The following is an 11,790-nucleotide window of genomic DNA, read 5'->3' as shown; positions in this document are numbered from 1 at the left end:
AAGTGAGTATCAACTTCAGAGGAGCTAAGACATGAGCCATACGCACGAACATCATCACGATCACGATCACACCGAGCCACCCGAGGCCATCGCCTTGCGTGTCAAGGCGCTCGAATCCCTGTTGATCGAAAAGGGTTTGGTCGACCCAACCGCGATGGATGCTCTGGTGGACACTTACCAACACAAGGTCGGCCCGCGCAACGGCGCTCAGGTGGTCGCCAAGGCCTGGTTCGATCCCGATTACAAACATCGGCTGCTGGAAGATGCCACCGCGGCCATTGCCGAACTGGGTTTTTCCGGCGTGCAGGGCGAAGACATGGTGGTGGTGGAGAACACCGCGACCGTGCACAACGTGACGGTCTGCACGCTGTGCTCCTGCTACCCCTGGCCGACCCTGGGTCTGCCACCCGTCTGGTACAAATCCGCGCCCTATCGGTCACGGATCGTCATCGATCCGCGCAGCGTGCTGGCCGAATTCGGTTTGACTATTCCCAATGACAAGGAAGTACGCGTCTGGGACAGCAGTGCCGAGTTGCGCTACCTGGTACTGCCGGAACGTCCGGTCGGTACTGACGGCTGGAGCGAGGAACGACTGGTCGAGCTGGTGACGCGTGACGCCATGATCGGCACTGGCCTGCCGAAGATGCCGGGCGACGAAGCCTGAACCTGAAAAGGAGAAAACCATGAACGGTGTACACGATTTAGGCGGTATGCACGGTTTCGGCCCGGTGCTCACCGAAGAAAATGAACCCCTCTTCCATCACGACTGGGAGCGCAGGGTCTTTCCGCTGTTCGCCTCGCTCTTCGTCGGCGGGCACTTCAATGTCGACGAATTCCGACACGCCATTGAACGCATGGAACCGGCTGAATACTTGCAGTCCAGTTACTACGAACATTGGCTGCATGCCTTCGAGAACCTGCTGCTGGAAAAAGGCGTGATCAGCACTGGCGAACTGCAGGGTACGGCCAAACCAACCCCACCGACACAGCCCGTCACGGTTTTAACACCGGACATCGTCGAGGCCGTAGTGCTCGGCGGCGCCTCTTCCCGGGCAAAGGAACCTGTCTCCGGCCGCTTCCAGGTCGGTGACCGGGTGCGAACGAAGAACCTCAACCCAACCACCCACACCCGACTGCCGCGCTACGCGCGCGGCAAGGTCGGGACCATCGAGATTGCACACGGCGCGTTTGCCACCCCAGACACGATGGCCCACGGTCTAGGCGAACAGCCCCAACAGGTCTATGCCGTTCGCTTCAGTGCGACAGAACTGTGGGGAGTGGCGCGACCGGACAGTGTGTGCATCGACCTATGGGACAGCTACCTGGAGGCCGTATGAACACGAGCATGCACCACGACTACAAGGCCGTCGGCCTCCCTCTCGACGATGAAGGCCCGGTGTTCGACAAGCCTTGGCAGGCTCAGGCTTTTTCCCTGCTGGTGCACTTGCACCAAGCCGGCGTGTTCCCCTGGAAGGACTGGGTGCAGGTATTCAGCGAAGAGATCAAGGCTGCCCCGGCGCAACCCGGAGAAAGCGTCAACGACACTTACTACCGGCAATGGATCGCAGCGATGGAAAGAGTGGTCACCACACTCGGTTTAACGGGTATGGAAGATATCAGCCGGCGCACCGAGGAATGGCAGCAGGCTTACTTGAATACCCCCCACGGACAACCGGTGACGCTGCTCAATGCGAGTTGCCCACCGGCCCATGGAAAAGGCCACGAACACCTGCCGCGGCACGAGCCGGTGGCGATCAGCCGGGCCACCAGCTGAGCCCGGAGTCATCCTGTTTTTTTACTTTCGAGGTCGCGTAGCGGCCAAGGGGCAATCGTCATGCATATCGAACCTAACCTGGTGGAAGCTGGAAAACTCTGGCTGAGCTATGTCACTGCCGCAGGTGCCGGCGCCTACACCCTCAAACTCGCTGCCCAAGCCATGGGCGAGCGTGGTGTCTTCTCGCTGCTGGCTCGCACTGTCACTGCCACGGCCCTGGTATTCAGCTTCTTCGAGCTACTACCGCACCATCCAGTCGGCGTCTCCGAGGTCCATCTCATCCTGGGGTCAACGCTGTTTCTGCTGCTCGGCGCCGCACCTGCGGCAGCGGGCCTGGCCCTGGGACTGCTGATCCAGAGTCTGTTCTTCGCGCCATTCGACCTGCCGCAATACGGCATGAACGTCACCACCCTTTTGGTACCGCTGTTCGCAGTCGCTGCCCTGGCGAAACGCATCATCGCGCCAAACACGCCGTATGTGGAACTGAACTATAGACAAGCGCTGGGGCTGTCGACCGCCTTCCAGGCCGGCATCGTCGCCTGGGTTGCCTTCTGGGCCTTCTACGGACAAGGCTTCACCGCAGGAAACGCCCTGTCAATTCTGACCTTCGGCAGTGCCTACATGACCGTCGTCACCCTCGAACCGCTGTTGGACCTGGCCGTGCTGGCCGGTGCCAAGGCAACACATCGCCTGCGTGGCAGCGCGCTGATCGAGCGCCGCCTGTACCAGGCCGCCTGAGTCGACAGACTCCAGTCCAGGTCAGACAGTCCCCGAGCATTCGAAGACCGGAATGCTCGGGGCATCAAGAACCAGAACCACCCCGAAACCTCGTGAGCAAAACCAGAGGTATTTGATGTTCTTCAGAAATAGCACCCGCAAGGAATTGAAGCTGCTCGGCGAACGACTGGAACAACCCGACGGCGAAGGAGTATCGATAGCGGCGAAGGATTCGTCACTGCGACCAGTACTGGCCGGCATCGAACGCCTGCTCGCCGATCGCACGGCGCTCAGGGCCAGCGTGGTCGACCTTGATGCTGAACTGCAACGCCTCAAGCTTCAGCTGGGTGAGTACGGAACGCAGTTGCACGATCAAGCACAACTTTGGCAATTGCTGGCCAGCAGGTCGGGTGATTTGCTCTGGAAATTGCAGCTCAATGGCAGCCTGCAGCCCGCCCGCGATGCAGTACTGCAATGGTTCGGCAACCTGCCCACTCAGGCGGACCTCCCCTTCTATCTAGGCCCCTGGAACGATTGCCTGCACCCTGACGACCGCCAGGTCAACCTGGATGCCCTGGCTCGTCATCTTGCCGATCGCAGCGGGCACGCGCCCTACCAGGTGGAGGTGCGCCTCGCGAGCCACTTGGGAGAATACCGCTGGGTCCAGATCGTCGGCGAAACGCTCCGTGACGAACGGGGGCTGCCACAGATCAGCGTCGGGATGCTGCGTGACATCCACAGACAACGCTTGCAAGACGAAGAGTTCGCGATGCTCTCAGCCCGCTTCGAGATTTCCCGCGAATGCATTCAAGACGCACTCTGGGACATCAATATCATCGCAGGCGATCCAGCCAATCCGCACAACGTCATCTGGTTCTCGTCACAGATGCGTCGCCTGCTCGGCTACGAAACCATCGAAGAGTTTCCCAATGTGTTCGAAAGCTGGTTGTCCCGCCTGCATCCCGAAGACAGCCAGCGTGCCGTGCAAGCGTTTGTCGACCATGTCGCCGACCGCTCCGGCCGAACACCCTTCGATGTGACCTACCGCCTCAGGCACCGCAACGACGAGTACCGTTGGTTCAGAGGCCGGGGTCAGACCCAGCGAAGCATCGACGGCACGCCCTTGCGTACAGTGGGGGCGATCACAGACGTGCACTCCTTCCGCGAGGAAAGCCAGTTGCGCCAGACTCAGGAACGTCAGCATCAAGCGATGCAGGAAAACCTCGCTCAGCTGACGCAAATCGTCGCCGCCATCCAAAGCATTGCCAAACAGACCAATCTACTGGCACTGAACGCAGCCATAGAAGCGGCCAGAGCCGGTGAGGCCGGAAGGGGCTTCGCAGTCGTCGCCGACGAAGTCCGCAAGCTGGCCACCCGGACCAGCCAGGCCACCCAACAGGCGGCCGACATGATCGAGAGGTACTGAGTTCAAGCGGGGCATCCATGCTATTCACCCCGACTTCTCGTACAAAACCCAGGCAGTGGCGCTCCTGGGTTTTTGCGAGTGAAGTCGCGCCTACAGTGGGTTTGGGTTGCCGTGGGATTCGCCCTGTCACACTTTGTCCAATCTCTACCAGTGCAGATGATTACGATTCTCTTTTAAGTTGAATTGTAAAGGACACCCCATGCACTCCCCTCTTCGTTTTCCAGCATTGTCCCCGTGGACACGTTTCGCCCTGGCCGCCAGCGCAGCCGGCACGCTATTCACTTCCGCCCAAGCCGCTGAACCGCAGGCCTTGACCCTGGATGATGTGGTGGTGACCGCTTCCGGCTACGAGCAACGCGTCGAGGATGCGCCGGCCTCTGTCACGGTGATTGATGGGGAGACGCTGCGCCGCAAGTCGTATCGCGATCTGGGCGACGCGGTGCGGGATGTGGAGGGGGTGACGGTCAACGGTGGGGCCAATGAGACGGACATTTCCATTCGCGGCATGCCAGCCGATTACACGCTGATTCTGGTCGATGGCAAGCGCCAGAGTGCCCGGGAATCGCGGGTCAACGGTAACAGCGGTTACGAGCAGAGTTTCGTGCCGCCGGCGGCGGCCATCGAGCGTATCGAAGTGGTGCGTGGGCCGATGTCGTCGCTGTACGGTTCGGACGCCATTGGCGGGGTGATCAACGTGATAACCCGCAAGGTTTCGCCACAGTGGGGCGGTTCGGTGTCCTACGACTATTCGGCGCGGCAGCACAGCGATCAAGGCAACGCCCGTCAGACGCAGTTCTACCTCAATGGTCCGTTGCACGAAGATTTTCTCGGCTTGCAGGTCTGGGGCCGTTACCTGGATCGTCAGGCCGATGACGACATCGAGCAAACCAACGGTTTCAGCCAGGCCGATCACCGCGACCTGACCGCACGCCTGGCCTTCACCCCGACCGTCGACCACGACATCCTGCTGGAGGCTGGCGCCACGCGCTTGAAGAACGGCGACAGCATCAGTGCCAATTGGGCCACCCGCGAGCAGGAGAACAATCGCGATCACTGGTCGCTGTCGCACCAGGGCCGTTGGGGTTGGGCCACGTCGGATATCGCCTTGTCCCAGGAAACCTCCAGCCGCGAAGGCAAGGCCACGCCGGCGCAAACCGATATTTACGGGCGCAAACCGGAGGTCAAGAACACCGTGTTCGACGCCAAACTGGTGGTGCCCACCACGCACAATGTCAGTACCGTGGGCATGCAGTGGAATGAAAGCGAATTGACCGACTGGAACCAGGGCCTGGGCGATCGCGTCGATTACGAGTTTTCGGTGCTGCAAAAAGCCGTGTTCGCCGAAAACGAATGGTCGGTGACCGACAGCTTCGCACTGACCACCGGCCTGCGCCTAGACGACCACGAACAATATGGCACCCACGCCAGCCCGCGGATTTACGGGGTGTGGCGCGCCACCGATAACTGGACACTCAAGGGCGGCATCGCCCGCGGTTTCAAGGCGCCCGAATTACGCGCGGTGGTCAAGGATTACGCCTACCTGCGACGCAACCGTTTCGTGATGCTCGGCAACCCCGACCTGAAACCGGAAACCAGCACCAACTACGAGTTCTCGGCGTTGTGGTCCAACCGCGATGATCTGTCGGCGGGCGCGACGGTGTTCTACAACGACTTCAAGGACAAGTTGTCGACGGTCACCACCGACGAGCGCTGGAACGGTTACATCGTCATGGATCGGGTCAACATCGATAAGGCCGTGATCCAGGGTGTGGAGCTGACCGGGCAATGGGATATCAACGCCAGTGTGTTGCTCAAGGCCAATTACACCTACACCGACTCGGAACAGAAAAGCGGCGCCAATGCCGGCGCACCACTGGCGCTGACGCCCAAGCAAAAAGCCAACCTGCGCGGCGAATGGGCGATCAATGATCGCGCGCAAGCGTGGGCGTCGGTCAGCTACTACGGGGAAGAAACCGGCAACACCATTACCGATGAAAGCGCACCGGGTTACACCACGGCCGATCTGGGCGGCTCTTATGAGCTCACCGATTCGATCACGTTGAACAGCTCGCTGAACAACATCACCAACAAGCGCCTGGACGATGAAACCTACGGCACGGTGAACTACGGTCGCACGTTGTGGATGGGCGCTACGCTGAACTTCTAAGCAGCGCGGCCGGCAGCCTGACCACGGCGCACAATCCGGCGGACGGGCGGTTTTCCAGCAGCAGTTCGCCACCGTGTGCCTGCACGCAGGCGCGGGCGATGGCCAGGCCCAGGCCGACACCGCCCTTGTGCCCATCGGCCGTTCCACCGGCGAACTGCACGAACGGCTCGAACACCCTGCTCAACCAGGCATCGGGAAGTCCTGCACCGTGGTCGAGGATGTCGAGGCGGACGGTGCCAGCGTCTTCGCGACACAGGCTCAGCGTGGCATCCCCGGCATGACGCAGGGCGTTGTCGATCAGGTTGGTCAGGGCCCGTTTCAGCGCCAGGGGCCGGCACGTCAGCATGATCGGCGGCGCTCCGTGCCAGGTTACAGGCTGGTTCAGCAGTTGGTAACGTTTGGCCAGGTCATCCAGTAACCCGTTCAACGAAATGGTCAGCGTCGGCTCCTGCACAGCGTCTTCGCGGACGAAGTTGAGGGTTTCGCGCACCATCAGACTCAACTCTTCGAGACTTTCCAGCATGTCCTCGCGAGCATCGCCCTCCTCCAGCAGTTCCACTTGCAGGCGCAGTTCGGTGATTGGCGTATTGAGGTCATGGCTGATCGCGGCGAGCATGCGTGTGCGGCCCTCGACATGGCGGGCGATGCTGGCCTGCATGTGGTTGAACGCTGCCGTCAGGTCCCGTGCCTCCTGCGGCCCCGTCAGCGGCAGCGGGGCAATCCACTCGCCGCGACTGACGCGCTCGGACGCCTGCACGAGGGTTTTCACAGGCTGCACCACGCGACTGATGCAGAACATGACGATCAACAGCACCGGAATGATCGTCACCGGCAGGCTATACGTCAGGACTTTGCGCCACTCGTAAGCCCCGACCGGGTGCTGCAACGCGTTGAGGTAGCGGCCGTCGGGCAGTTCGATGCTGCTGCGCAAACGCAACGGAGCCCAGCCAGCTGGGCTGAACACCTGGTCCCGGGCATGACCGCCGGTGACCCGCTCCAGTTGCATGACCACGGCAAGGTCTGGCGCCAGTTGCAGGCGCTCGCGCAGCACATTGGCCAGGCGTTGTTCTTCGGCGCGCATGTCGAAGGGCTCGACGTCGGCGCGCCGATCAATCCAGAAATGTGCATCCGGGGTGATCATCGACGCCAGTAGCCGGGCGCCGACCTGGTTGGGTGCCTCGAGAGCCGCATGGTGCGCGGTGACCAGACGTTCCAGGCTCATGGTCCGCGACAGCGGATGGATCAACGCCCCGGTGCGCTGCAGAACCAGCATGGCAATTGCATTAGAAGCGAGTAACGCAAGCAACAGCAGCACACTGAGTTGATGAACCATCTTGCGCGGCCACAAGACACGCAGGCGATTCATGGCGCCTGCAGCACGACATCGGACGCCAGCAGATAGCCGCCACCCCAGATGGTACGCAGCAATTCCGGTTCCCCCGGTTTATGGGCCAACTTGCGACGCAGACGACTGACCTGACGGTCTATGGCGCGGTCTGTCACGTCTCTGTCGGTTGCGGTGGTCAAATCAATCAAGCGCTCGCGGGGCAGCAGCGTGTTGGGATGGTTGAGAAATACTTGCAGCAGCTTGCTTTCGACGGTGCTGAGCAGAATCGGCGGCTCTTGATCACGCGCCAGCGTGGCGTGACGGGCATCGTAACGCCAGTCGGCAAACAGGTAGCAGGGACTCATTTTCACGGCGACAGGGTCGGACGCCGATATGGCCTGTTTCGTGCCGGTCGGGCGGCGTCGACGCAGTACGCTGTTGATCCGCGCCACCAGTTCCCGGGGCTCGAACGGTTTGGTGACGTAGTCGTCCGCGCCCAGATCAAGACCGCGAACCCGATCGGCGCAGGTGTCGCGCGCCGTCAGCAGAATCACCGGCGTATCGCTTCGCCGATAAAGGCGACTGCACAACTCGAAACCATCGCCATCGGGCAGCGACACGTCGAGGATGATCACCTCAAAGCTGTGCTGCTTGAGCAACTGCCACATGCCCGCCGCATCCGCCGCCGTGCGCACCTCGAACGTGTGGCGACGCAGAAACGTCGCCAGCGGATCGCGGATCTTGCGGCTGTCATCGACGATGAGCACGCTAGGGGCTTTGCTGGAAGGAATTGGGGGCATCGCGGCGCAGGACTACCAAGGGAAACAGGCAGCGATAATACTACGAACGCTTCTCAGTTGTATTGTTTGGGCCAGCGCTTATGGGGGGTAGCGAATGGCATTACATTGAAAGTGTGGCCTGCGCGTAAATGCCCGGGCCACCCCGCAATTCAAACCAATTCAGCTAAAGAGGCCGGATTGAAGCCCTTCAAATCCGCGTAATCGCCTCTTTCCACCTTGGCGACCCAATCCTTGTCACTCAGCAACACACGCCCTACTGCAATCAGATCGAACTCTCCGCGCTCCATACGCTCAATGAGCCGATCCAGACTCGCGGGGGTTGAGCCCTTTCCGGCGAAGGCGTTAGTGACATCATTCTCCAGCCCAACCGAACCGACGCTAATGGTTGTGGCTCCAGTGACTTTCTTCGCCCAGCCCGCGCAGTTCAACCCGTTCTCACCGTCAATTTCGGGAAACTCAGGTTCCCAGAAGCGGCGCTGCGAGCAGTGCAGGACGTCGACACCGGCCTCGACCAGGGGCAACAACCAGTCCTCCATCACCGCCGGCGTTTCAGCAACGCGCACCCCGTAGTCCTGTTGCTTCCACTGGCTGACGCGCATGATGATCGGGAATTCAGGGCCAACAGCCTGACGAACGGCAGAGACGACCTCACTGGCAAAACGCGAGCGTTCCTTGATTGTCGGCCCGCCGTAGCGGTCGGTGCGCAGATTGCTACCAGACCAGAAAAACTGATCGATCAGATAACCATGGGCTCCGTGGATCTCAACGGTATCGAAGCCCAGTCGCTTGGCATCCGCTGCGGCCTTGGCGAAGGCGGCTACCGTGTCGGCAATGTCCTCTTCACTCATCGCCACGCCACGCAGGTCACCTGGCGAAACAAGGCCCGACGGGCTTTCAACGGGTGCATCTGGCTCCCAGTCGTTGATGTAACGCGTGGAGCCGGTGTGCCAGATCTGCGGTGCCATGCGCCCGCCAGCCGTGTGGACGGCATCAATCACGTTCTTCCATCCAGCCAGCGCCGCTTCGCCGTGAAAAAAAGGAATACCGGCATCATTGCGCGATGCCGGGCGATCAATCACGGTACCTTCCGACAAAATCAGCCCGACACCTCCCTCTGCCCGCCGCCGGTAATAGGCAGTGCTCGCTTCACCCGGGATGCCCTCGGGTGAGAACAGACGCGTCATCGGCGCCATGACAATGCGGTTTTTCAGTTCGAGCGACCGGATGGAAAAAGGACGGAATAAGATGCTGGTATCGAGGATCGACATCGGATGGACTCCATTTGTTTTCGGAGGCCATAAAGTATATTTTGTAAACCTGATGTCAATTAGGCACTTAAAGTCGCCTAGGTATACGTGAGGAAACTTCAATGCTGGAATTAAAGCCGCAGTGTTTTTCGTCGGAGTGCCCAAGCCGGGCGTTGTTCGACCAGATCGCGGATAAGTGGTCAATGATGGTTCTGGCAGTGCTTGATGAAGGGCCGAATCGTTTTAACGCCATCAAACGTCGCCTGGAAGGCGTCACCCAGAAGGCACTTACCCAGTGCCTGCGGCGGCTGGAACGCAATGGTCTCGTCTCGCGCCAGATCATTTCGTTCTCGCCCGTGGCAGTGCAGTATGAGATCACCCCACTGGGTCGAACACTGCAGCAGCCATTTCGCGAGTTGCATAAATGGACGCTCGACAAATTGCTCGAGGTTGAAGCGGCCCGGTCGAAGTTTGACGAGGCCGCGGAGCTTAAGGTGATGGAGTGATTCGGTTAGCCGCGCAAACTACAGTTTATAGTTCAACGTCATCAGGGCATTACGCGGCGCTCCGTAACTGACAGTATCGAAATCGCCTTTCTGGGTTGCATATTTTTTATCGAACACATTGTTGACATTGATTATATCGAATCAAATCTCGCCAAACGGCTGGCAGGCAAAGCGTTCGCAATCATGTATGAAAAATTTTGGGGTTATCCCATGCTCATCGCAACCACTGAAGATGAAGCCTTGGCGCTGGCGCAGAAATTATTGAAAAAATAGCGGCGTACCTGCACGCCGCTACTCATCAAGTGGAATCGGAGATGTTTTATAGCAGCGAGATGGGGTAGTTGATGAAAATCCGGTTTTCATCAAACTCATTGGTGCTGAAGTCCCGGCGAATCGACGCATTGCGCCATTTCACGTTGAGGTTTTTCAGGGCGCCGCTCTGCACGGTGTAGGCCAGTTCGGTTTCGCGACCCCATTCCTTGCCGTCGTCGACCGTGGCGGTGTGTACATTGTCGCCGCTGATGTAGCGGTTCATCAGGGTCAGGCCCGGCACGCCGACGGCGGCGAAGTTGAAGTCGTGGCGCAGTTGCCAGGATTTTTCCTTGGCATTGTCGTAGCTGGAGTTGTAGCTGTCGTTGGCCAGGGTGCCGCCGCTGGTGCCGTTGACGCGCATCCAGGCATCATCGCCGCCGACTTTCTGCAGGCCGACATAAAAGGTGTTGCCGCCGTATTTGGCCGAGAGCATGGCAAACGCGGTTTTGTTGTCCAGGTCGCCGGCCAAGGCGCTGCCGTCTTCCTTGCCGATGAAGTAGCCGAGGTTGGCGCCCAGGGTCCAGTCGCCGATGGGCTGGCTGTGAGTCAGGTTGAAATATTGCTGCTGGTAGATGTCGGACAGTTCCGCGTACCACACGCCGACCTGGGTGCGTTTTTCGTTGAAGGCGTATTCACCGCCGCCGAAGTTGAACCGGTCGGAGGTGAACGCGCCGCGGCCGTTCATCGACATGTCTTCCATGCTCGCGTCGTTGCGCGGGCTGTTGGCGCGGAACTGGCCGCCGTAGAGGCTCAGACCGTTGATTTCGGTGGAGGTCACCTGGCCGCCACGGAAGGTTTGCGGCAGGGAGCGACCGTCGTCGGAACGCAGGATCGGCAGCACTGGCATCCATTCGCCGACTTTCAGCTCGGTCTTCGACACCTTGGCCTTGAGGGCGACGCCCAGGCGCCCGAAGTCATCGGCCGGACGACCGTCGTCATGCACCGGCAGCAATTGCGTACCGGCCGTGCCACGGCCGCCGTCGAGCTTGAGCGAGTACGTGCCCAGCACGTCCACGCCGAAACCGACCACGCCCTGGGTGAAACCGGACTTGGCGTCGAGGATGAAGTTCTGGGTCCATTCCTCGGCTTTGCCCTGGGCGACGTTCGGGTTGGTGAAGTTGCGATTGATGTAAGCGTTGCGCAAATTGAGGGTGGCCTTAGCGCCATCGACAAAACCGCTATTTTGATCGGCTTGGACAACAGCTGACGAACCCGCGCATAACGCAAGAGTCAGACTGATGAGCGATGGATGTGCAGGCACGCTGCGGAGAGTAACCGGGTAGCGCATGATGTTTCCTCACAATGAATTATTATTGTTTTTTGTTGCGATTTTTAGCTCGTGACAACGCATGCACAGACAGCCCGAAGAGCTAACTTCCGAGCGGCCGAAGGAGTTCCTTATCTAGCCCGTTATTGAGCAACTTGATAATTGTTTAATATCGCCTTAAGCAAAACCCGAGCGCGCGCAGACGCGAGCTAAACTCAATGCCTGTATTGGCACGCTCGTGAGGAAT

General features: G+C 59.9%; 10 protein-coding genes and 2 pseudogenes. 8 read left to right on the top strand and 4 right to left on the bottom strand.

Annotated elements, in window-relative coordinates; all coding sequences use genetic code 11:
* Positions 1 to 31 precede the first annotated feature (31 nt).
* The 7 genes and pseudogenes from nthA to TK06_RS04310 all read left to right on the top strand — a co-directional run bounded on the left by nthA (position 32) and on the right by TK06_RS04310 (position 6,084).
* Complete coding sequence (nthA, locus tag TK06_RS04335) at positions 32 to 664, top strand: nitrile hydratase subunit alpha (protein ID WP_063320990.1); 633 nt, start codon at positions 32 to 34, stop codon at positions 662 to 664.
* A 19-nt stretch (positions 665 to 683) separates the two neighbouring features.
* Positions 684 to 1,337, top strand: coding sequence for a nitrile hydratase subunit beta (gene nthB / locus TK06_RS04330; protein WP_063320989.1), 654 nt, complete (start codon positions 684 to 686; stop codon positions 1,335 to 1,337).
* The gene (locus TK06_RS04325; RefSeq protein ID WP_063320988.1) at positions 1,334 to 1,774 is read left to right on the top strand and encodes a nitrile hydratase accessory protein; all 441 of its coding nucleotides are present in this window, start codon (positions 1,334 to 1,336) and stop codon (positions 1,772 to 1,774) included. The genes nthB and TK06_RS04325 overlap by 4 nt, the downstream gene beginning before the upstream one ends.
* A gap of 60 nt (positions 1,775 to 1,834) precedes the next feature.
* Entirely contained in the window at positions 1,835 to 2,512 is a 678-nt protein-coding gene (locus tag TK06_RS04320) for an energy-coupling factor ABC transporter permease (RefSeq protein ID WP_063320987.1), read from the top strand.
* Positions 2,513 to 2,564: 52 nt separating this feature from the next.
* A pseudogene (locus TK06_RS33180) lies at positions 2,565 to 3,620 on the top strand (PAS domain-containing protein); the annotation flags it as partial.
* A gap of 99 nt (positions 3,621 to 3,719) precedes the next feature.
* A pseudogene (locus TK06_RS33340) lies at positions 3,720 to 3,878 on the top strand (methyl-accepting chemotaxis protein); the annotation flags it as partial.
* A 238-nt stretch (positions 3,879 to 4,116) separates the two neighbouring features.
* Entirely contained in the window at positions 4,117 to 6,084 is a 1,968-nt protein-coding gene (locus TK06_RS04310; protein ID WP_063320985.1) for a TonB-dependent receptor domain-containing protein, read from the top strand.
* Here TK06_RS04310 and TK06_RS04305 read toward each other — a convergent pair.
* From TK06_RS04305 to TK06_RS04295, 3 genes are all read right to left on the bottom strand, one after another.
* A complete protein-coding gene (locus TK06_RS04305) occupies positions 6,068 to 7,417 on the bottom strand; it encodes an ATP-binding protein (protein WP_063325057.1) in 1,350 nt (449 codons plus the stop codon). The two genes, TK06_RS04310 and TK06_RS04305, sit on opposite strands and share 17 nt — an antisense overlap.
* 29 nt (positions 7,418 to 7,446) lie before the next feature.
* Complete coding sequence (locus TK06_RS04300; RefSeq protein WP_063320984.1) at positions 7,447 to 8,211, bottom strand: response regulator transcription factor; 765 nt, start codon at positions 8,209 to 8,211, stop codon at positions 7,447 to 7,449.
* 149 nt (positions 8,212 to 8,360) lie between these two features.
* The gene (locus TK06_RS04295; RefSeq protein ID WP_063320983.1) at positions 8,361 to 9,479 is read right to left on the bottom strand and encodes an NADH:flavin oxidoreductase; all 1,119 of its coding nucleotides are present in this window, start codon (positions 9,477 to 9,479) and stop codon (positions 8,361 to 8,363) included.
* A 101-nt stretch (positions 9,480 to 9,580) separates the two neighbouring features.
* On the opposite strand from TK06_RS04295, the gene TK06_RS04290 reads away from it, so the two are divergent.
* Positions 9,581 to 9,964: a winged helix-turn-helix transcriptional regulator gene (locus TK06_RS04290; RefSeq protein WP_063320982.1), complete on the top strand. Its 384-nt coding sequence runs from the start codon at positions 9,581 to 9,583 to the stop codon at positions 9,962 to 9,964.
* Positions 9,965 to 10,283: 319 nt separating this feature from the next.
* Here the strand turns inward: TK06_RS04290 and TK06_RS04285 are convergent, their stop codons facing one another.
* On the bottom strand, positions 10,284 to 11,564 hold the full coding sequence (locus TK06_RS04285; RefSeq protein ID WP_063320981.1) for an OprD family porin: 1,281 nt from the start codon (positions 11,562 to 11,564) through the stop codon (positions 10,284 to 10,286).
* Positions 11,565 to 11,790: the final 226 nt, after the last annotated feature.

The organism is Pseudomonas fluorescens, assembly GCF_001623525.1.
Taxonomy (GTDB): domain Bacteria; phylum Pseudomonadota; class Gammaproteobacteria; order Pseudomonadales; family Pseudomonadaceae; genus Aquipseudomonas; species Aquipseudomonas fluorescens_Q.
Note: the sequence above shows the minus strand (reverse complement) of the source record. Positions and strands in the feature narration are given on the sequence as shown.

Bases quoted from the DNA above. Each gene is read 5' to 3' on its own strand.
- TK06_RS04290 (WP_063320982.1), top strand. From the start codon at position 9,581: ATGCTGGAATTAAAGCCGCAGTGTTTTTCGTCGGAGTGCCCAAGCCGG.
- TK06_RS04300 (WP_063320984.1), bottom strand. From the start codon at position 8,211: ATGCCCCCAATTCCTTCCAGCAAAGCCCCTAGCGTGCTCATCGTCGAT.
- TK06_RS04310 (WP_063320985.1), top strand. From the start codon at position 4,117: ATGCACTCCCCTCTTCGTTTTCCAGCATTGTCCCCGTGGACACGTTTC.
- nthA (WP_063320990.1), top strand. From the start codon at position 32: ATGAGCCATACGCACGAACATCATCACGATCACGATCACACCGAGCCA.
- TK06_RS04305 (WP_063325057.1), bottom strand. From the start codon at position 7,417: ATGGTTCATCAACTCAGTGTGCTGCTGTTGCTTGCGTTACTCGCTTCT.
- TK06_RS04320 (WP_063320987.1), top strand. From the start codon at position 1,835: ATGCATATCGAACCTAACCTGGTGGAAGCTGGAAAACTCTGGCTGAGC.
- TK06_RS04295 (WP_063320983.1), bottom strand. From the start codon at position 9,479: ATGTCGATCCTCGATACCAGCATCTTATTCCGTCCTTTTTCCATCCGG.
- nthB (WP_063320989.1), top strand. From the start codon at position 684: ATGAACGGTGTACACGATTTAGGCGGTATGCACGGTTTCGGCCCGGTG.
- TK06_RS04285 (WP_063320981.1), bottom strand. From the start codon at position 11,564: ATGCGCTACCCGGTTACTCTCCGCAGCGTGCCTGCACATCCATCGCTC.
- TK06_RS04325 (WP_063320988.1), top strand. From the start codon at position 1,334: ATGAACACGAGCATGCACCACGACTACAAGGCCGTCGGCCTCCCTCTC.